The following is a 19813-nucleotide window of genomic DNA, read 5'->3' on the forward strand; positions in this document are numbered from 1 at the left end:
AAGGGCGACCGCACAACGGGATTAATTTCGACATATTGATGTTGCGGATTACATTTCCATGAAACAGCCTGCAACGTTTCCGGGAAAATGACGCGACCGCTGGAACATGATGTTTTGCTGGTGTGGTGACCACGGCAAATGAGCCGTACCTGGGCCAAGGGCAGAGCATGAATCTTCTGCTGGCCACCTGGGTCTCGGCCATCAATTTCTGGGCCTGGAACATGATCGGCCCGCTGTCCACCACTTACGCCGGCGACATGAAGCTGAGCAGCACGCAGGCTTCGATGCTTGTCGCCACTCCGATCTTGGTCGGCTCGCTGGGCCGGATAGCAGTCGGCGCACTGACCGACAGGTACGGCGGTCGCACGATGTTCCTCGCGGTGACGCTGGCTTCGATCGTGCCGGTGCTGGCCGTCGGGGCCGCCGGCGAGGCCAGGTCATACCCGATGCTGTTGGTGTGCGGGTTCTTCCTGGGCGTTGCCGGCACCATCTTCGCGGTCGGAATCCCGTTCGCCAACAACTGGTATGAGCCCTCCCGTCGCGGCTACGCCACCGGTGTTTTCGGGATGGGCATGGTCGGCACGGCGTTGTCTGCATTCTTCACGCCGAGATTCGTGCGGTGGTTCGGGTTGTTCCAGACCCATCTCATCATCGCGGTCGCCCTGGCGCTGACGGCGGCGCTGTGTCTGGTGGCGATGCGCAATTCACCGGCATTCCAACCGAACACCGACCCGGTGTTACCCAAGCTCAAGTCTGCGTTGAAGCTACCGGTGACATGGGAGATGTCGTTCCTCTACGCAGTCGTGTTCGGCGGATTCGTGGCATTCAGCAACTACCTGCCGACCTACATCAAGAACGTCTACGAGTTCTCCTCCGTCCAAGCCGGAAGCCGTACAGCGGGATTCGCGTTGGCCGCGGTGCTGGCCCGGCCGATCGGCGGTGCCTTGTCGGACCGCATCCCACCCAAGTACGTGGTCCTCACGTCCTTCGCCGGCACCGCGGTGCTGGCCTTCATCGCGATGTTCCAGCCACCGCCCGATGTCTGGTCCGCGGCGACGTTCATCGGTCTGGCGATCTTCCTGGGCATCGGCACCGGCGGCGTGTTCGCCTGGGTGGCCCGGCGATCACCCGCCAAGGAAGTGGGCTCGGTGACCGGGATCGTGGCCGCCGCAGGCGGTTTGGGTGGCTACTTCCCACCCTTGGTGATGGGTGCGACGTACGACGCTGTCGATCATGACTACTCGGTCGGGCTCCTGCTGCTGGTGGCGACGGCACTGGTGGCCTTCGGCTATACGGCCCTGCGACTGCACGCCCATGAGCCCGAGCCCAAGGAGGCGCGTCAATGACCAAGCCCCACATCGGCGGGTCGATCGAGGAACTGCTCGAGCGCAGTGGGAGGTTCTTCACCGCCGGTGAGTTCTCCGGCGACCTGCGTACGGTCACACGCCAGGGGGGCCGTCAGGGCGACGTGTTCTACCGGGACCGGTGGAGCCACGACAAGGTGGTGCGCTCCACCCACGGGGTCAACTGCACGGGATCGTGCTCGTGGAAGATCTACGTCAAGGACGGGATCATCACCTGGGAGACCCAGGAGACCGACTACCCGTCCGTCGGACCCGACCGCCCCGAATACGAGCCGCGCGGGTGCCCGCGCGGTGCGGCGTTCTCCTGGTACACCTACTCGCCGACGCGGGTGCGGTATCCGTACGCACGTGGCGTGCTGGTCGAGATGTACCGGGAAGCCAAGGCGCGCCTGAAGGATCCGGTGTTGGCCTGGGCCGACATCCAGGGGGATCCGGAACGCCGCAAGCGCTATCACCAGGCCCGCGGCAAGGGCGGCCTGGTCCGGGTCAGCTGGACCGAGGCGACCGAGATGATCGCCGCCGCGCATGTGCACACGATCAAGACCTACGGTCCGGACCGGGTAGCCGGTTTCTCGCCGATCCCGGCGATGTCGATGGTGTCGTTCGCCGCCGGCTCGCGGTTCATCGAACTCATCGGCGGCGTGATGACGTCGTTCTACGACTGGTACGCCGATCTGCCGGTGGCCTCTCCTCAGGTGTTCGGCGATCAGACCGATGTGCCGGAGTCGGGGGATTGGTGGGACGCGTCGTACCTGATGATGTGGGGCTCCAATGTCCCGGTCACCCGCACGCCCGATGCGCACTGGATGGCCGAGGTCCGCTACCGCGGCACCAAGGTGGTGACGGTCAGCCCGGATTACGCCGACAACACCAAGTTCGCCGACGAGTGGATGCCGTGTGCGGCAGGCACCGACGGCGCACTGGCGATGGCCATGGGCCACGTCATCCTCGACGAGTGCTTTGTGCAGAACCGGGTTCCGTACTTCGTCGACTATGTCCGCCAGTTCACCGATCTGCCGTTCCTGGTCAAGCTCGAGGAACGTGACGGTGTGCTGGTGCCCGGAAAGAACCTGACCGCCGCCGATCTGGGCGGGCCCACAGCGGAGCAGGAGAACGCGGCGTTCAAGCCGGTGCTGCTCGACGGGGCCAGCAACAGTGTCGCCGTCCCACAGGGTTCGTTGGGATTCCGCTACGGTGCCGACGGTGTCGGCAAGTGGAACCTCCATCTGGAGGACCTGGTTCCCGCACTGACGGTGCTGGGGGACATCTTCGAGACCGCCGAGATCACGCTGCCCCGTTTCGATACCGTCGACGGCAGCGGCGCGACCATGCAGCGCGGTGTGCCGGTGCGGCGGGTCGGCGAGCACCTGGTGTGCACGGTGTTCGACCTGATGCTGGCCCAGTACGGAGTGCACCGGCCCGGGCTGCCCGGCGACTGGCCCACCGGATACGACGACGCCACCCAGCCGTACACCCCGGCCTGGCAGGAGCCGATCACCGGGGTGTCGGCCGCCCAGGCGATCCGCGTCGCGCGCGAATTCGCCCGCAATGCCGAGGAATCCGGCGGCCGGTCGATGATCATCATGGGCGCCGGTATCTGCCAGTGGTTCCACGGCGATGCCACCTACCGGGCTGTGCTGGCCTTGCTGCTGCTCACCGGCTCGATGGGGCGCAACGGTGGCGGCTGGGCGCACTACGTCGGTCAGGAGAAGTGCCGGCCCGTCACCGGGTGGGCCGCCATGGCGATGGGCACCGACTGGTCGCGTCCGCCGAGACAGATGGCAGGCACGTCGTACTGGTACGCACATACCGATCAGTGGCGCTACGACGGGTACCGTGCCGACGCGCTGTCCAGTCCGGTGGGGCGGGGCCGGTTCCGCGACAAGCACACGATGGACGTGATGAGCTCCGCGGTGGCGATGGGGTGGACCCCGTTCTACCCGCAGTTCGACCGATCCAGCCTGGATGTGGTCGATGAGGCCAAGGCGGCCGGCCAGGAGGTGCCGGACTATGTGGCCGGTCAATTGGCAAGTGGCGGCCTGAAACTCGCGGTCAGCGATCCGGACAATCCGGCCAACTGGCCACGCGTGCTCAATGTCTGGCGGGCCAACCTGCTCGGCTCGTCCAGCAAGGGCAACGAGTACTTCCTGCGTCACCTGCTGGGCACGACCTCGAACCTGCAGGCCGAACCCACCGGGGCGGACTTGCGGCCCAATGACGTGGTCTGGACCGACGACATCCCTGAGGGCAAGCTCGACCTGCTGATGTCGATCGACTTCCGGATGACATCGACGACGCTGCTCTCCGATGTGGTGCTGCCCGCGGCGACCTGGTACGAGAAGGCCGACCTGTCCAGCACAGACATGCACCCCTACATCCATGCCTTCAGTCCGGCGGTCGACCCGCCCTGGGAAACCCGGTCGGACTTCGAGGCTTTCGGAGCGATCGCCCGGGCCTTCAGCACGCTCGCCGCCCGGCACCTGGGCACCCGCACCGACGTGGTGATGGGCACGTTGCAGCACGACACCCCCGGTGCGATGGCGTATCCCGGTGGTACCGAACATGATTGGCGGGTCACCGGCGAGACACCGGTGCCGGGCAAGACGATGGGTCCGCTGGTTGTTGTCGAGCGCGACTACACGGCGATCGCCGAGAAGTGGGCGACACTGGGCCCGTTGGTCGAGAGCCTGGGCCTGACCACCAAGGGCATCACCACCCACCCCGACCAGGAGGTCGCCGAACTCGCCGCCAAGTTCGGGGTGATGGATTCGGGTGCCGGCCAGGGCCGCCCGGCGATCACCACGGCTGAGCGGATGTCCGATGTGATCCTGGCGCTGTCCGGCACCTCCAACGGCCGGCTCGCGGTGGAAGGCTTCCGCGAACTGGAACGCCGCACCGGTCGCAAGCTCATTCACCTGGCCATCGGCAACGAGGAACGCCGGATCACCTACGCCGACACCCAGGCCCGGCCGGTCCCCGTGATCACCAGCCCCGAGTGGTCGGGCAGTGAGACCGGCGGCCGCCGCTACGCGCCGTTCACGGTGAACATCGAGGAGCTCAAGCCCTTCCACACTCTCACCGGCCGAATGCACTTCTACGTCGACCACGACTGGTTGGAGGAACTCGGTGAACAGTTGCCGACCTACCGGCCACCGCTGGACATGGCGCGGCTGTTCGGCGAATCCAAGCTGGGCCGCGACGGTATCGGCCTGACCGTGCGGTATCTGACCCCGCACTCCAAGTGGTCGATCCACTCGGAGTACCAGGACAACCTGTTCATGCTCTCACTGTCGCGGGGCGGCCCCACGATGTGGATGAGCCCGTTGGACGCCGCGAAGATCGATGTGAAGGACAACGATTGGATCGAGGCGGTGAACCGCAACGGCGTACTGGTGTGCCGTGCGGTGGTCAGCCACCGCATGCCAGAAGGCGTGGTGTACGTCTACCACGCACAGGAACGGACCATCGACGTACCGCTGAGCGAAACCACCGGCACCCGTGGCGGTATCCACAATTCACTGACCCGACTGTTGGTCAAGCCCAGCCATCTCGCCGGCGGGTATGCCCAGCACTCGTTTGCCTGGAACTATCTGGGCCCCACCGGAAACCAGCGCGACGAAGTGACGGTGGTCCGCCGCCGCTCGCAGGAGGTGAAGTACCAGTGAAGGTCATGGCCCAGATGGCGATGGTGATGAACCTCGACAAGTGCATCGGGTGTCAAACCTGTTCGGTGACCTGCAAACAGGCCTGGACCAACCGGGCCGGCACCGAGTACGTCTGGTTCAACAACGTCGAAACCCGGCCGGGGCAAGGCTATCCCCGCACCTACCAGGATCAGGAGAAGTGGCGTGGCGGATGGAAGCTGGACCGGCGCGGGCGGCTGCGGTTGCGCGACGGCGGCCGGTTGGCCAAGCTGGCCCGGATCTTCGCGAACCCGAAGCTGCCGTCCATAGACGACTACTACGAGCCGTGGACCTATGACTACGAGAACCTCACCTCGGCGCCGCTGGGGGAACATATTCCCACCGCGCCGCCACGCAGCCTGATCACCGGTAAGCCCATGAAGGTTTCGTGGTCGGCGAACTGGGACGACGACCTGGCCGGGTCGCCGGAGATCGTGCCGGGGGATCCGGTCCTCAAACAGGTCAGCGAGCAGATCAAGCTCGAGCTCGAAGAGACCTTCATGTTCTATCTGCCCCGGATCTGCGAGCACTGCCTCAACCCGGCATGCGTGGCGTCCTGCCCGTCGGGCGCGATGTACAAGCGATCCGAGGACGGCATCGTGCTCGTCGATCAGGACCGCTGCCGCGGCTGGCGCATGTGTGTGTCCGGATGTCCCTACAAGAAGGTGTATTTCAACCACAAGACCGGCAAGGCCGAGAAGTGCACGCTGTGCTATCCGCGCATCGAGGTCGGCCTGCCCACGGTGTGCTCGGAGACCTGCGTCGGCCGGTTGCGTTACCTCGGCCTGGTGCTCTACGACGTCGACCGGGTGCTGGAGGCCGCGTCGGTACCCGACGACAAAGACCTCTACGAGGCGCAGCGGCAGATCCTGCTCGACCCGACCGACCCCGAGGTGATCGCCGGCGCCCGGGCCGAGGGCATCTCCGACGAATGGATCGAGGCCGCCCAACGTTCACCGGTGTACAAGCTGATCCACACCTATGGCGTTGCGCTGCCGCTGCATCCGGAGTTCCGGACAGTGCCGATGGTGTGGTACATCCCGCCGCTGTCGCCGGTGGTCGACGCGGTCAGCCGCGACGGACACGACGGCGAGGACGTCGGCAATCTGTTCGGCGCGCTGGAAGCGCTGCGCATCCCGATCGAATACCTCGCCGGGTTGTTCACCGCCGGAGACACCGCTGTCGTCGAAGGAGTGCTGCGCAGGCTGGCGGCGATGCGGTCCTACATGCGCGACATCAACCTCGGCCGGGAGACCCAGCCGCACATCCCGGCCGCGGTCGGGATGACCGAGGAACAGATGTACGAGATGTACCGGCTGCTGGCACTCGCGAAATACGAGGAGCGCTACGTCATTCCGACGGCGTACAGCACCGAGGGCATACCCGGGACGGAGGAGCCCGGTTGCTCGCTGTCCTTCGAAGGCGGCCCGGGGATGTACGAGTCGGGTCCCTTCGGCGAGGCCAGCGGCGGGCCGATACCGGTGGCGGTCGAGACGTTCCATGCGCTGCAACACCGGCAGACCAGCGGCGGCATGGCCGCCAACGCCGGCCGGCCGTCGCGCGTCAATCTGCTCAACTGGGACGGCAGGGGAGTGCCGTCGGGCATGTTCCCGGGTGGTGATCAGTGATGAAGCGTCGCAACCGAACCCGCGACAACGCGATGCAGGACCGGCTGGTGTGGCAGGCGGCGTCGCTGATGCTGGCCTACCCGGACGACGGTCATCCCGACCGGCTGCAGACCGCGGCACGCCTGCTGGACCACGTCACCGGCGAAGCCAGGGCGTTGCTCGGCGAAACCGTCATCGGGCTGAGTCTGCGCCCCGCCATGGAGCTGCAGCAGGAGTACGTCGACACCTTCGACCTGCACAAGCGGTGCACCATGCTCTTGACCTACTGGACGTCGGGCGACACCCGCAACCGCGGCGCGGACATGGTCGAATTCACCCAGACCTACCGTGCCGCGGGCGTCGAGATCCCGAAAGGTGAGGCGCCCGACCATCTTCCGGTGGTCCTGGAATTCGCGGCCACGGTTGATCCGGAGGCGGGGCGTCGGCTGCTCGCCAAGTACCGGGTACCCATCGGGGTGGTGGCGCAGGCGTTGGCCGAGCGGAAGTCTCCCCACGCGCCCGTTGTCGCGGCGGTGAACGCGACCCTGCCGTCACTGGCTTCGGTGGACGACGTGTCGCGACTGATGATGTCCGGACCGCCCGCGGAATCGGTGGGACTGCAGCCGTTTCAGCTGACCGTGCCGCCCCGCCGGGTGCAGGAGGGAGTTTGATGTCGGGCTGGGAGATCTTCTGGGATGTGGTGCCCTATGTGACGCTGGCGACGGTCGCCGTCGGCACCTGGTGGCGGTACCGCTACGACAAGTTCGGCTGGACCACACGCTCGTCGCAGCTCTACGAGTCGCGGCTGCTGCGCATCGCCAGCCCGATGTTCCACTTCGGCATGCTGGTGGTGTTCATCGGGCATGTCATCGGCCTGTTCATCCCGGAATCGTGGATGGATCTGGTGATGAGCGACCACGTGTACCACCTGCAGGCGGTGATCCTCGGTGGTATCGCCGGCATCGCGGCCCTGGTCGGTATCGCACTGCTGATCTACCGCCGCCGCGTGACCGGCCCGGTCTTCATGGCCACAACCGTCAACGACAAGACGATGTATGTGGTTCTGGTGGCCGCGATGGTGGCCGGCTTCGCCTGTACGGCGATCGGCGCGACGCCGGAGGGCGCCGAGCACGACTACCGCGAAACCGTGTCGCCGTGGTTCCGCTCGATCTGGATCCTGCAGCCCCGCGGGGATCTGATGGTCCAGGCGCCGGTGTACTTCCACATCCACGTGATGATCGCGCTGGTGCTGTTCTGCCTGTGGCCGTTCACCCGGCTGGTGCACGTGTTCAGCGCGCCGATCGGGTACCTGTTCCGCCCCTACGTCGTGTATCGCAGCCGCGATGTCGCCGAGCGCAGCGAGCTGGTCGGATCCCGCCCGCAGCGTCGGGGCTGGTGAGTGGGCCGTCAGAATTCAACGATCGGCGTCTGCTTCGTGTCGTCGAGAAATCTCGACAACAGGCGGTCGAGTTGCTGAAGGTCGGTCGCACTCCAGCCTGACAGCGCGCGCGCCAGGTGCTCCCGTCGCAGGTCCTGCAGCGCGGCGGCGGTCGTTTCTCCGGCCGGCGTGACCGTGACGATGGAGATACGCCCGTCGTCGAGATCAGCGTGCCGGGTGACGAGTCCAGCCTTGACCAGCGCCTGTACGCGACGGGTGGTCATGCCGACATCCATGTGGGCCTTTTTCGCGAGTTGACCCGTGGGTTGTGGACCTTCGTCGATCAGGACGCGCAACAGGGCGTAGGAAGGCTGGGACAGTTCGGTATCGGCTGTGGTCGCTTGCCGTTTGAACGCTGACCGGCTGAGATTCAGCCGCACGATCCGCGCCAGGGTGGCACTGATGGAGTCCACCGAGTCCATCTTGCGGTTCGCCGCCACTTCAGCTCCGATCGGGTACTACTAGCCTTGCCTGGTCAATTGGTACCAAGGCTACTGCGGTGGTGGCCGGTCCGGATGTCCCGCACGCAGGCCGAGAGTCCGTCGTCATCGTCGGCATCCACGGGTGGGAGGACGACGCCGTCGGCGAGGCCTGCGTACTGCGTCCGCAGCAGGGTAGGGAGTTGGTCATACCGTCCGATGGTCACGAGCTCGTCGAGCACATCGTCGTTCAGCACTGACGAAAGGTCCTCCCAGCGTTGCTGTTTCGTGAGAGTCCGGAGATCGCCGGCAAGATCGTTCCAGCCCCGTCGCTTCAGTGCGGTCGCGTACGAGGGAGTCGAGAGCAGGAACGCGAGCAGGCGCCGCTGGCGCTCGCGTTCCCGGTCCACGGCCTGATCTGTCGGGCCCGTGGCGATCGCGGTCGAGGCGATGACGCATGGTTCGTCGCGGCGACCCGACGTGTTCGCGCCCCGCGCCAGCGCGGGCCGTACCACGTCGCGAAGAAACTGCGGGTCTGAGTTCGTGGAGTGGGTGACGACGCCGTGTCCCATGCCGCCGGCCAGCTCGCACATGCCGGCGTTGACCGCGCCCAGCCAGATCTTCGGTGGGTCAACGTTTTTCGGCCCCGGATTGAAGTAGGGCTGGAGCCGGTTGATGCGATAGGTAGGCCCCTCGTGGTTGACGGGTTCCCCGGTCCGGAAGGCAGTGAAGATGGCGTTCAGTGCGGTGATGTAGTCGGCCATCCGGGCGCGAGGCTCGCTCCACGGCATCCCGAAGCGGCCTTCGATGTTCTGCCTGATCTGTGTGCCCAGTCCCAGCTCGAAGCGGCCTCCGGACAACATGGCCAGATCCCACGCCGCGTAGGCCATGAGCATGGGGCTGCGTACGAACGCCAAGGTCACCGCGGTTCGGATGATCAGGCGGTCGGTGTGTTCGACGGCCAGTAGCGCCACGGCGAGCGAATCGTGGATTGTCTCGGCGATGTGCAGCCCGTCGAAGCCCAAGCGTTCTATTCGCTTGGCATAGGAGGGCACCTGCACCAGCGGCATGTCCGGCGCCATTGCGGCGAAGACCTTCATGGCCAGGCACGGTAGTGCCATTGACTGACTAAGTCAATCAATTGACATAGTCAATTAATCTGGCTTACGTTGCAGTCGACCCGTTCCCAATCACTTGCCCAAGGAGAGCCGATGGCCGGGGTGCGTTTCTACTTCGACTGGTCCAACTACTTCACGATGACGCGGTTGTTACGCGGCGACCCGACGCAACGCAACCACCGGGCCCGGTATCTGCGGTTCGTGCTCGGTATCCCACTGGTGGCGGGCTTTCACGCGCTGTGTTTCGCGCTCGATCCCCTGCTGTTCCCGGTGCTGCGCCGAACCGAAGTACTCGAACCCACGTTCTGTATCGGGCACGCCCGAAGCGGAACCACCTACCTGCACCGCTTGATGGCTGAAGATCCGCAGTTCAGTTATGCGCTCATGTACGAGCTGTTCTTCCCCTCGCTGCTGCAGAAGAAGTTGCTACGCCTGATGTTCCGCATCGATTCGGCGACCGGTGGGCGCGTGCGCCGACGGCTCGATCAGCTGGAGGAGCGCGCCTTCGCTCCCACCGACGACATCCACAAGACGGGTTTCTTCGTTCCGGAGGAGGACGATGCGCTGCTCACGTGGTCGCTGAGCTCCGGCTTCTGGATCGTGGCCTTCCCGTACATGGGTGAACTCGACTTCTATCACGTCGACCGGTGGCCGGCGCGGAAGCGGCAGCGGATGATGTCGTTCTACAAGGAATGCGTGCGGCGTCAGCTCGCGCTCAATGGCGGTGGCACCCACCTGAGCAAGAATCCCACGTTCTGCGGCCGCGTGGAAACGCTGATCGAGACGTTTCCCGACGCGAGAATTGTTGTGCCGATGCGTAACCCGTATGAGACGATTCCCAGCCTGCTCAAGCTGATGAAGACGGAGTGGTCGCTCCGGGGCCGCAACGAGGAACTGGTCCTCAACTCGCTTCGGGTCCTGGCTGACCAGTCGGTCGACACCTACACGCACCCGCTCGAGGTGCTCGGCAGGCATCCTGAGATTCGTTCCAGCGTGGTCGATTACCGAGAGTTGGTCAGTTCCCCGGCGATCACGATGAGGCGAATCTACGACAACCTCGGGCTCGCAGTGGGGCCGGCGGCCGAGCGTGCGTTCATCGCGGCGGAGGCCCGCCGGGGCCATGAGTCTGCCCATCGCTACAGCCTGGCCGAGTTCGGTCTCGATCCATGCGAGATCCAGAACCGGCTGGCCGATTTGTTCGATCAATACCAATGGGATACGGAGGAAAGGGAAGCGCATGTCGACTGAAACAGGGCAACACACGTTGGATGAGGCGTGGACGGGCATGATCGCAGCGCTCAACCGGGCACGTGAAGCGATCATTTCCCCGGACCTGCACGCGCCGGAAGTGACCGCACTGGGCATCGCCGAGGGCCATCGGTACCTGATGGGTTTCGCGTTCAGTGCGATCGAGCGGGCGTTCTGCGAGGACCCCGACTTCCCCTACTTCCGGCGTGCAATCCAACCGATCGACAAGGCCACCATCGACAACGCCGATGCCCTGTACCTGTCGGCGGCCATCGACGGCGCGCACAGTTACCGGATACGAGGTCGGCTGGCCGACGGTGCGAAGCCGCCGCAGTACATGATCTTTGAGGCGCACACGGTATATGCCGGGGACTCCGGCAGTCTCGCTGAACTGGGCCCGGGTGGCCGGGTCGTGACCGGCATCCTCGATACCTCTGGTTTGCTCATCGACGACGACGGCAAGTTCGAGATCCTCCTGGCCCCACAGCGGCCCGACGGTCACACCGGCAATTTCCTGCGCTCTGCCGCGGACGGGATCACCGCGCGGTATGTCATCGCCCGCATGCTCTTTCACGACTGGGAGAACGAGGCCTCGCCGGATCTGCACATCGCCCAGATCGGGAAGGAAGGATCGCATCCCGGGCCGATCGAGCCCGAAACTGCCGCCGTGAATCTGCGCCGGGTGGGTGAGCTCGTCGAGAATCAGATGAGGTTCTGGAACGAGTTCTACGACATCGTTCTCGAGTCCAACGGAGACAAGAACGGTGACGGCGTCACCTTCATGCCCCGCAACGCACTCAATACGCCGATGGGCGCCAACCTCGCGACCGGCGGAGGGCAGAGCACCAACGTGTACTCCGGCGGCGTCTACGACCTGGCGGAGGGTGAGGTGCTACTGGTCGAGGTCACCGTCCCAGCTCCACCCGAGTACATGGGCTTCCACCTGTCGAACCTCTGGGGTGAATCCCTCGATTACGCCAACCGCATCAGCAGCCTCAACGGATTTCAGGCCGAGCCCGATCCGGACGGGACGCTGCGGTATGTGATCGCCGACTCCGACCCCGGCGTGCCGAACTGGCTCGACACCTGTGGACACCGGACCGGCTTCCTGACGTTGCGCTGGACCTACTCGGAGCCGACGTCGGAGCTGCCGGCGACCACGGTCACCGTGATGCCACAGGACCAGGTCGCGGCGCGCCTGCCCGACACCACCCGGCGGGTCACAGAAGCTGAACGCCGAGATCAGGTGCGCATTCGGCAGGAGCATGTGCAACGGCGCTACCGCCAGTACTGATCCGGCCCGGGCAGTTTTTGGGGACCTTTGGCCCTGCCCTCCGAGTCGCGGGAGTCGGACGATTGTTCTATGGAGCAGCTGACCGCCCTGGACGCGGGCTTCCTGGAAGCCGAGGACTCCGACCGCCACGCGAGCCTGGCGATCGGGGCGATCGCCGTGCTCGACGGGCCGATGCCCAACCCCGAGACCGTCGTGGCCGGCCTGGCCGAACGCGCGCTGACAGTGCCGCGACTGCATCAGCTGCTCCACACCCAGCCGCTCGATCTCGGCGCGCCGCAATGGGTGGAAGACACCAACTTCGACGCCGCCCACCACATTCACCATGCCGCGCTGCCGGTACCAGGCGACGATGCGGCGTTGTACCGGTGGGCCGCCGACATCATGGAACGTCGCCTGGACCGGGACCGTCCGTTGTGGGAGTGCTGGATCGTCGACGGACTCGAAGGCAACCGGTGGGCCATCCTGCTGAAGGTCCACCACTGCATCGTCGACGGGATCGCCGCGACCCGGCTGCTGAGCCGGCTCTGCGACGGCGGCGACGTGGTCGGCAACGCTGTTGTACGTCAAGCTGCCCGGGGGACAGCCGCTTTCAGCCCGGCCGACTGGCTCGGTGAAGCATGGCGCATCTCCACCGGGCTGCCTGTCGCCGCCATGCAGGCCGTGCGCGGAGCCCTCGGCATCGTCACAGGTCTGCTGCGTCCGGCGGGCGCCAGCTCGTTGACCGGACCGGTGACGAGTATGCGCCGTTACGCAGCAGGCGAAGTGTCACTGGACGACGTCGACACGGTGTGCCAGGAGTTCGGCGTGACGGTCAATGATGTTGCCCTGGCAGCGATCACCGACAGCTTCCGCAACACCCTGATCCGCCGGGGCGAGAAGCCGAGGCGGGACGCGCTGCGCACGTTGGTGCCGGTGTCGGTGCGCCCCGACGATGCGCATGACCGCACGGACAACCGGGTATCCGTGATGCTGCCGTACCTTCCCGTCGACAAGGCCGATCCCGTGCATCAGCTACGCACCGTGCATTCCAGGCTCTCCAGAGCCAAGGCCAGCGGTCAGCGCGAGGCGGGCAACATCCTGGTGTCGGCCGCCAACGCGATTCCGTTCCCGCTCACCGCGTGGACGGTGCGGGCACTGACCCGGTTGCCGCAACGCGGTGTCGTCACCGTCGCCACGAATGTGCCGGGGCCGCGGAGGCGGTTGCGCCTCATGGGCTGCGCAGTGGACCGGCTACTGCCGATTCCGCCGATTGCGATGCAGCTGCGGACCGGCATCGCCATCATGAGTTATACCGACCGCCTGGTCTTCGGCGTCATCGGCGACTACGACTCGACGCCCGACGTCGACGAACTGGCGAAAGGCATCGAGCGTGCCGTCGCCCGTCTGGTGGACATCAGCGTCGGCCACTGGCGCTCCACCCCGGTGGGAACACTGCAACTCGTACAGGGAGGTTGATCGATGAAGGGACAAGAGCTCGGCGTTCTCACCCGCAGGCAGTGCCTGGATCTGCTGGAACGGGTGCGCGTCGGACGACTGGTGTTCACCGAGGACGCCCTGCCGGCGGTGCAGCCGGTCAACTTCCGGGTGTGGCACGACGACGTGGTGATCCGGGTGGCCGGCGGGCCCAAACTGACCGCCGCCATCGAGCATCAGGTGGTGGCGTTCCAGGCCGACGAACTCGACCCCGACCTACGGACCGGCTGGAGCGTGACGATCGTCGGGCATGCCGAGCCGATCACCGACGTGGACGAACAGGTGGAGGTCGCCGGGACCTTCGTGCAGCCGTGGGCGGAGGGGCGTCGCGATCACTTCGTCCGGATCCGCGCTGAGAAGGTCACCGGGCGTGAGCTCCGGGACCATGCCATGCCGCACTACGACGGCCACCACGTCGGTTAGGGCCGGGCGCACACCCGGTTGCCTCGCCTGCTCAGATGCCCGTCGCAATAAACGGCGTTTCGCCCGCATGTAATTGACGCAAACGCAATAATGATGGGGCGCCGGGCTCCGGTGCGGTCACGACATGCGTACAGGGGTGGGCCATGGCGTCAGCGAAGCGGGCACAGGCGGGGCTGACGCTCGATCGTGGAACCGAGTGCAGATCCACGGCACTCAGTCCCTCGGCCAAACATGTTGCCCGCCTTGCGGCGTTGGCTGTTGCCGTCGGGCTTGGGACCGCCGTGGCCACGCCCGCCGTGGCGTCGGCCGAGGAGACCGGCTCTGCGTCCTCATCGGAATCTGGTCCGACGTCGTCGGAAGCGCATCCCCGATCCGGCGCGACGGATCCGGAACCCGCTGTGCCCGGGCACTCGTCGCCGGCGAAATCCGCGGAGCCGAATTCCGGCGCCGCCACCCCCGACAAGCGTGAACTGCCCGCCAAGCGCCGGCTCGCCTCGCGGTCCAAGAAGTCTGTTGTCACCCTCGGCGACGGCGTGGTCGTCCGCAGTTCGGGTGGTGCGCGCACGGCCGGTGTCGAGGACGGCGCCCCTGCTGAGAGCGCTGTCGAGGTGGTCGGGGATGTCGAAACTGCCGAACTGCCCGAGGAACTCGGTCAGTCGCCAGACGTCGTCGAGGTGGCGCCGCAAGAGGTGGCACCGGTCGACGAGACCGTCGCGATCGAGCCAGCGGCGACCGAGCCAGAGGCGCCGAATTCGTCGTCTCGGTCCGCCCGGCACCTGGACTTGCTGCACACGATCAAACTCGACGCTCGACAGAAGCCCGCCGGTGTCACCGACACCCCGACACCACTCGCCGCAGTGGAAACCGATGATCAGGTGTTCGGAACGCTGCGCGAACAGGTGCAGGCACAGATCCAGGAAAAAACGCCGATCACGATTCCGCCGCTGCCCCTGCCGGGACCGGATTCACCCGAGCCGGTCAAGAAGGTGTGGGGTTGCTTCTGCAACATCTTCACCACGGTGGCGCCCATTGCCCAGCAGGTCGGCGGCCTGATCAACGAATACCTCCTCCCGATCCTGGCTGAACCCGCGCCCGGAGAGACTCCGGACTCGCCGGTGTTGTGGGCCGTGCTCGGTTGGGTGCGTCGACAGGCCGATCAAATACTCTCCGCCCCACCGATTTCCGACTTCACCGAGGCGGTCACGGCGTGGGGAGCCCTCACGCTCCAGCAGGTGAGTCAATCCTGCGGGGAGCCCACCGAAGGACTGCCCGAGGAGCTCGAACGCACCGTCATCGTGTCGGGCCTGACGGAACCCGTGGATTTCCGGTTCCTGCCTGACGATCCGGACAACGCGGACGACGGCGGCATCCTGATCGCCGAAAAGGGTGGAGCGATCAAGCTTTACAAGGAGGGCCAAGGGACCACCACACTGGTGGAACTGCCGACCCAGACCGACTTCGAGAGCGGGATCGGCGGCATCGAGGTCGATCCGAACTTCGCCGAAAACCACTACATCTACGTGTCGTACACCAACGGGAACGACGTCGATGTGCTGTCGCGCTTCACGCTCTCCGGTGACGAGGCCACCATCCTGGCTTCCGAGAAGGTGCTGATGGCGTCGGACCAGACGGCCGGACCCATCCACCACGGCGGGGAGATCTACTACGAGGACAACCCCGGTGACAGCCCCGACTACATCTACTGGGCCAAGGGCGACAACTCGGTCAGCACCAACGCTCAGGACCTGACCAACATTCACGGCAAGATCCTGCGGATCCATCCCGATGGAACGATCCCGACCGACAACCCCTTCTACAACACCCCTGGCGCCCGCCAGGAGATCTGGGCCTACGGTCTGCGCAACCCGTTCCGGTTCGACGTCGCGCCCAACGGCCAGCTGCTGGTGGCTGACGTCGGCGACACCGCCTGGGAAGAGCTCAATGTCGTGACGAAGGGCGCCAATTACGGCTGGCCCGGAGCCGAAGGCGTGTGCGTCGGCTGTGGTTACGTGAACCCCATCTACGCCTACGACCACAACACGCCGGCCGGAACCGCCTCGATCACCTCTGTTCTGGTGTACACCGGCGACACCTTGCCCGAGGAGTATCGAGGCAAGGTGTTCATCGCCGATTACACGCTTGGCTGGATCAAGGTGCTGACCCTCGATGAGGACTACGACAGCTACGTCAGCGAGCAGCCTTTCGATGGCCAGGCGGGTACCCCGGTACGGCTGGTGCAAGGGCCCGACGGCAACATCTACCAGCTGAACATCTACCCCGGCGAACTGTCGATGATCGCGCCGTCGGGCGGCAACCGGGCGCCGACCGCCGTCGTGACGGCGACGCCGAGCAGCGGGTATTCGCCTCTGGTGGTGAACTTCTCATCGCAGGGTTCCGGCGACCCCGATCCGAACACCACACTCACCTATCACTGGGATTTCGGTGACGGCACGACCTCGACGCAGGCCAACCCGACCAAGACCTACGACACCAACGGCACCTACAACGTGACGTTGACCGTCAGCGATGGAGAGAAGACGGGCCAGGACACCCAGTCGGTCACCGTCGGCAGTACGGCACCGCACGACCTGACGATCACCACGCCGCAGGGCGTAGCGCTGGACAACACGAAATACAATGCCGGCGACACTATTTCGTTCACCGGCTCGGCTCTCGACCAGGACGAAACGCTTCCCGACAGCGCCTACAACTGGACCGTGGTGTTCCATCACGCCGACCACATCCATCCGGTCACCAGCAACGTCGTCGGCAAGACGGGCAGCATCACCGTTCCGACCGACCCGCACAACTCCGCGGACACCTGGTACGAGGTCAGGCTGACCGTCACCGACAGCACCGGCCTGTCGACGACCTCCTCGGCCAACGTCTACCCCAACACCGTCACGCAGACTTTCACCGCGAGTGACCCCGAAGCGACGTTCACGATCGACGGCAAGCCGTACACGGGCTCCTACACCGAGACGTCCGTGGTGGGGGTGCAGCGGGTGCTCGGAGTCTCGTCGCCGCAATTCGTCGACGACGGTCAACTGGTGTTCGTCAGCTGGTCCGATGGCGGCGCGCAGACCCACACGATCGTCACACCCGGCACCGACACCAACTATGTCGTGACGTTCAACAAGGTTCCGTCGGCGCTGTGAGCGTCCTCAGTACCGCAGCCGGTCGTTGACGACCCGCGCCGGGTGGCCCGGGTGCTGCGTCGCGTACAGCGGGTGCAGCAGCATCGGGTGGCGGCAGTGCGCGCAGGACGCCTGCGGCTGGTTCGCCGACGCGAAGGTGAGGTGGTGGCATTCGCTGCACCGGACCATGTAGCAGGCGCCGATCCAGTTGGCCATGCCCACATAGATCGCCACCGTGGTTCCCGCGGCGAGCACCATGATCAAAGCGACCGTGAGCGCTTCGTAAACCGTCATCCTGGCACCTCCAAGCACGCCCATAGCAACGTGACGGATACCTAAAACGGTACGCCCGAACGTCAGGATTTCCTGGCCCGTTTGAAGACCTTGTCCAGTTCTTTACCGCTCAAACCATGGTGTTCGGCCTTGCGGACCTTGTGCAGAACCAGGGGGCAGCGTTTGCAGCGCGGTTTGCTCTTGCAGCACTTTTTCTTGGGCTTCAGCCCCGCGATTTTTGCGGACTTCAACGTGACGGGGCTCTCTCGTTTTCGTGATCGACCGGCCAGCCTGCGAGAATGTCGGTGTGGATTCACGCCCGAGCTTTCGCAATGTCGCCATCGTCGCCCACGTCGACCACGGCAAGACGACCCTAGTCGACGCGATGCTGCGACAGTCCGGTGCCTTGACGCACCGCGGCGACGACGCGGTCGAGCGCCTGATGGACTCCGGTGACCTTGAGAAGGAAAAGGGCATCACCATCCTGGCCAAGAACACCGCGGTGCACCGGCACCATGCCGACGGCACCATGACGGTGATCAACGTCATCGACACCCCTGGTCACGCTGATTTCGGTGGCGAGGTGGAGCGCGGCCTGTCCATGGTCGACGGCGTGGTGCTGCTGGTCGACGCCTCGGAGGGGCCGCTGCCGCAGACCCGGTTCGTGTTGCGCAAGGCCCTGGCCGCGCACCTTCCGGTGATCCTGGTGGTCAACAAGACCGACCGGCCCGACGCGCGTATCGCCGAGGTGGTCGAGGAAAGCCACGACCTGCTGCTCGACGTCGCGTCCGACCTTGACGAGGAAGCTCAGGCGGCCGCCGAGAAGGCGCTGGACCTGCCGACGCTGTACGCGTCGGGCCGGGCCGGTATCGCCTCGACCACCCAGCCCGAGAACGGCCAGAACCCCGACGGGGAGAACCTGGACCCGCTGTTCGACGTGCTGATGGAGCACATCCCGGCACCCTCGGGTGACCCGGAGGCGCCGCTGCAGGCGCTCGTCACCAACCTCGACGCGTCGGCCTTCCTCGGCCGCCTCGCGCTGATCCGCATCTACAACGGCCGGCTCAAGAAGGGCCAGCAGGTCGCCTGGATGCGTGAGGTCGACGGCGCGCCGGTGATCACCAACGCCAAGATCACCGAGCTGCTGGCCACCGAGGGCGTCGACCGCAATCCGACCGAGGAGGCCGTTGCCGGCGATATCGTCGCCGTCGCGGGCATCCCCGAGATCATGATCGGCGACACCCTGGCCGACCCCGAGCACGCGCACGCCCTGCCGCGCATCACGGTGGACGAGCCCGCCATCTCGGTCACCATCGGCACCAACACCTCGCCGCTGGCCGGCCGGGTGTCCGGGCACAAGCTGACCGCCCGCATGGTCAAGAACCGGCTCGATTCCGAGCTGATCGGCAATGTGTCGATCCGGGTCGTCGACATCGGCCGCCCCGACGCCTGGGAGGTCCAGGGCCGCGGTGAGCTGGCGCTGGCCATCCTGGTCGAGCAGATGCGCCGCGAGGGCTTCGAGCTGACCGTCGGCAAGCCGCAGGTGGTCACCAAGAACATCGACGGCAAGCTGCACGAGCCGTTCGAAGAGCTGACCATCGACTGCCCCGAGGAGTTCGTCGGCTCCATCACCCAGCTGATGGCCAACCGCAAGGGCCGCATGGAGCAGATGACCAACCATGCCGCCGGGTGGGTGCGCATGGACTTCGTGGTGCCAAGCCGCGGACTGATCGGCTTCCGGACCGACTTCCTCACCGAAACCCGTGGCACGGGCATCGCCAACGCGGTGTTCGAGGGCTACCGGCCGTGGGCGGGGGAGATCCGGGCCCGCCACACCGGCTCCCTGGTTTCGGACCGGTCCGGTTCGATCACCCCGTTCGCGATGATCCAGCTGTCCGACCGCGGCCAGTTCTTCGTCGAGCCGGGCCAGGACACCTACGAGGGCCAGGTCGTCGGGATCAACCCGCGCGCCGAGGATCTCGACATCAACATCACCCGCGAGAAGAAGCTGACGAACATGCGGTCCTCGACCGCCGACGTCATGGAAACCCTTGCGCGGCCTTTGGAATTGGGTCTCGAGCAGGCAATGGAGTTCTGCGCCGAAGATGAGTGCGTCGAGGTGACCCCCGAGGTGGTCCGCGTGCGCAAGGTCGAGCTGACTGCCTCGCTGCGGGCTCGGGCGAAGGCGCGGGCTAAGGCGCGCGGATAGCTTTCTTGGGCTTGGGCTTGGGCTTGGGCTTGGGCTTGGGCTTGGGCTTGGGCGCCGACACTGCGTCCAGGGCGCCGACCTTGCGCTCAGATCGTGAAATCCGTCGAGATCGCGATCTGATCGCAGT

Annotated in this window: 14 protein-coding genes; 11 read left to right on the forward strand and 3 right to left on the reverse strand. The window is 65.7% G+C overall.

Annotated features, from left to right (window positions below):
* Positions 1-167: 167 nt before the first annotated feature.
* Genes G6N57_RS13920 through narI form a run of 5 tightly spaced genes read left to right on the forward strand, consistent with a single transcriptional unit; the run spans position 168 to position 8053 of the window.
* Positions 168-1346 (forward strand): nitrate/nitrite transporter, encoded by a 1179-nt coding sequence (locus G6N57_RS13920; protein WP_165777814.1) that lies wholly within the window; start codon positions 168-170, stop codon positions 1344-1346.
* Positions 1343-5029 carry a nitrate reductase subunit alpha gene (locus tag G6N57_RS13925; protein WP_077743005.1) on the forward strand — a complete coding sequence of 1229 codons (3687 nt, stop codon included), beginning with the start codon at positions 1343-1345 and terminating at the stop codon, positions 5027-5029. Before G6N57_RS13920 ends, G6N57_RS13925 begins: the two co-directional genes overlap by 4 nt.
* A complete protein-coding gene (gene narH, locus G6N57_RS13930) occupies positions 5026-6675 on the forward strand; it encodes a nitrate reductase subunit beta (protein ID WP_077743006.1) in 1650 nt (549 codons plus the stop codon). Before G6N57_RS13925 ends, narH begins: the two co-directional genes overlap by 4 nt.
* The gene (gene narJ, locus G6N57_RS13935; protein ID WP_077743007.1) at positions 6675-7325 is read left to right on the forward strand and encodes a nitrate reductase molybdenum cofactor assembly chaperone; all 651 of its coding nucleotides are present in this window, start codon (positions 6675-6677) and stop codon (positions 7323-7325) included. Before narH ends, narJ begins: the two co-directional genes overlap by 1 nt.
* Entirely contained in the window at positions 7325-8053 is a 729-nt protein-coding gene (gene narI / locus G6N57_RS13940; RefSeq protein WP_077743008.1) for a respiratory nitrate reductase subunit gamma, read from the forward strand. The genes narJ and narI overlap by 1 nt, the downstream gene beginning before the upstream one ends.
* 8 nt (positions 8054-8061) lie before the next feature.
* On the opposite strand, the gene G6N57_RS13945 is transcribed toward narI, so the two are convergent.
* Positions 8062-8532: a MarR family winged helix-turn-helix transcriptional regulator gene (locus tag G6N57_RS13945; protein WP_234815894.1), complete on the reverse strand. Its 471-nt coding sequence runs from the start codon at positions 8530-8532 to the stop codon at positions 8062-8064.
* 35 nt (positions 8533-8567) lie between these two features.
* Complete coding sequence (locus G6N57_RS13950) at positions 8568-9611, reverse strand: TIGR03617 family F420-dependent LLM class oxidoreductase (RefSeq protein WP_077743009.1); 1044 nt, start codon at positions 9609-9611, stop codon at positions 8568-8570.
* Positions 9612-9722: 111 nt separating this feature from the next.
* Here G6N57_RS13950 and G6N57_RS13955 point away from each other — a divergent pair, with 111 nt between their 5' ends.
* From G6N57_RS13955 to G6N57_RS13975, 5 genes are all read left to right on the forward strand, one after another.
* Positions 9723-10877: a sulfotransferase gene (locus tag G6N57_RS13955; RefSeq protein ID WP_077743010.1), complete on the forward strand. Its 1155-nt coding sequence runs from the start codon at positions 9723-9725 to the stop codon at positions 10875-10877.
* A complete protein-coding gene (locus G6N57_RS13960) occupies positions 10867-12171 on the forward strand; it encodes a DUF1214 domain-containing protein (RefSeq protein WP_077743011.1) in 1305 nt (434 codons plus the stop codon). The genes G6N57_RS13955 and G6N57_RS13960 overlap by 11 nt, the downstream gene beginning before the upstream one ends.
* A gap of 69 nt (positions 12172-12240) precedes the next feature.
* Positions 12241-13626: a WS/DGAT/MGAT family O-acyltransferase gene (locus tag G6N57_RS13965; protein WP_077743012.1), complete on the forward strand. Its 1386-nt coding sequence runs from the start codon at positions 12241-12243 to the stop codon at positions 13624-13626.
* 3 nt (positions 13627-13629) lie between these two features.
* Positions 13630-14067 (forward strand): pyridoxamine 5'-phosphate oxidase family protein, encoded by a 438-nt coding sequence (locus G6N57_RS13970; protein ID WP_077743013.1) that lies wholly within the window; start codon positions 13630-13632, stop codon positions 14065-14067.
* A 143-nt stretch (positions 14068-14210) separates the two neighbouring features.
* Positions 14211-17225: a PQQ-dependent sugar dehydrogenase gene (locus tag G6N57_RS13975; RefSeq protein WP_077743014.1), complete on the forward strand. Its 3015-nt coding sequence runs from the start codon at positions 14211-14213 to the stop codon at positions 17223-17225.
* Between the two features lie 6 nt (positions 17226-17231).
* Here the strand turns inward: G6N57_RS13975 and G6N57_RS13980 are convergent, their stop codons facing one another.
* Positions 17232-17498, reverse strand: a complete 267-nt coding sequence (locus G6N57_RS13980) for a hypothetical protein (RefSeq protein WP_077743015.1) — start codon at positions 17496-17498, stop codon at positions 17232-17234.
* 286 nt (positions 17499-17784) lie between these two features.
* On the opposite strand from G6N57_RS13980, the gene typA reads away from it, so the two are divergent.
* Entirely contained in the window at positions 17785-19686 is a 1902-nt protein-coding gene (gene typA, locus G6N57_RS13985; RefSeq protein WP_036448170.1) for a translational GTPase TypA, read from the forward strand.
* The last annotated feature ends 127 nt before the right edge of the window (positions 19687-19813 follow it).

It is taken from the genome of Mycolicibacterium boenickei, assembly GCF_010731295.1.
In the GTDB taxonomy this organism is placed as follows: Bacteria; Actinomycetota; Actinomycetes; order Mycobacteriales; family Mycobacteriaceae; genus Mycobacterium; species Mycobacterium boenickei.

What these genes read in the sequence shown, in the direction of transcription:
- G6N57_RS13920 (WP_165777814.1), top strand. Translation starts at nt 168, where the DNA reads ATGAATCTTCTGCTGGCCACCTGGGTCTCGGCCATCAATTTCTGGGCC.
- G6N57_RS13925 (WP_077743005.1), top strand. Translation starts at nt 1,343, where the DNA reads ATGACCAAGCCCCACATCGGCGGGTCGATCGAGGAACTGCTCGAGCGC.
- narJ (WP_077743007.1), top strand. Translation starts at nt 6,675, where the DNA reads ATGAAGCGTCGCAACCGAACCCGCGACAACGCGATGCAGGACCGGCTG.
- narI (WP_077743008.1), top strand. Translation starts at nt 7,325, where the DNA reads ATGTCGGGCTGGGAGATCTTCTGGGATGTGGTGCCCTATGTGACGCTG.
- G6N57_RS13950 (WP_077743009.1), bottom strand. Translation starts at nt 9,611, where the DNA reads ATGAAGGTCTTCGCCGCAATGGCGCCGGACATGCCGCTGGTGCAGGTG.
- G6N57_RS13955 (WP_077743010.1), top strand. Translation starts at nt 9,723, where the DNA reads ATGGCCGGGGTGCGTTTCTACTTCGACTGGTCCAACTACTTCACGATG.
- G6N57_RS13960 (WP_077743011.1), top strand. Translation starts at nt 10,867, where the DNA reads ATGTCGACTGAAACAGGGCAACACACGTTGGATGAGGCGTGGACGGGC.
- G6N57_RS13965 (WP_077743012.1), top strand. Translation starts at nt 12,241, where the DNA reads ATGGAGCAGCTGACCGCCCTGGACGCGGGCTTCCTGGAAGCCGAGGAC.
- G6N57_RS13970 (WP_077743013.1), top strand. Translation starts at nt 13,630, where the DNA reads ATGAAGGGACAAGAGCTCGGCGTTCTCACCCGCAGGCAGTGCCTGGAT.
- G6N57_RS13975 (WP_077743014.1), top strand. Translation starts at nt 14,211, where the DNA reads ATGGCGTCAGCGAAGCGGGCACAGGCGGGGCTGACGCTCGATCGTGGA.
- G6N57_RS13980 (WP_077743015.1), bottom strand. Translation starts at nt 17,498, where the DNA reads ATGACGGTTTACGAAGCGCTCACGGTCGCTTTGATCATGGTGCTCGCC.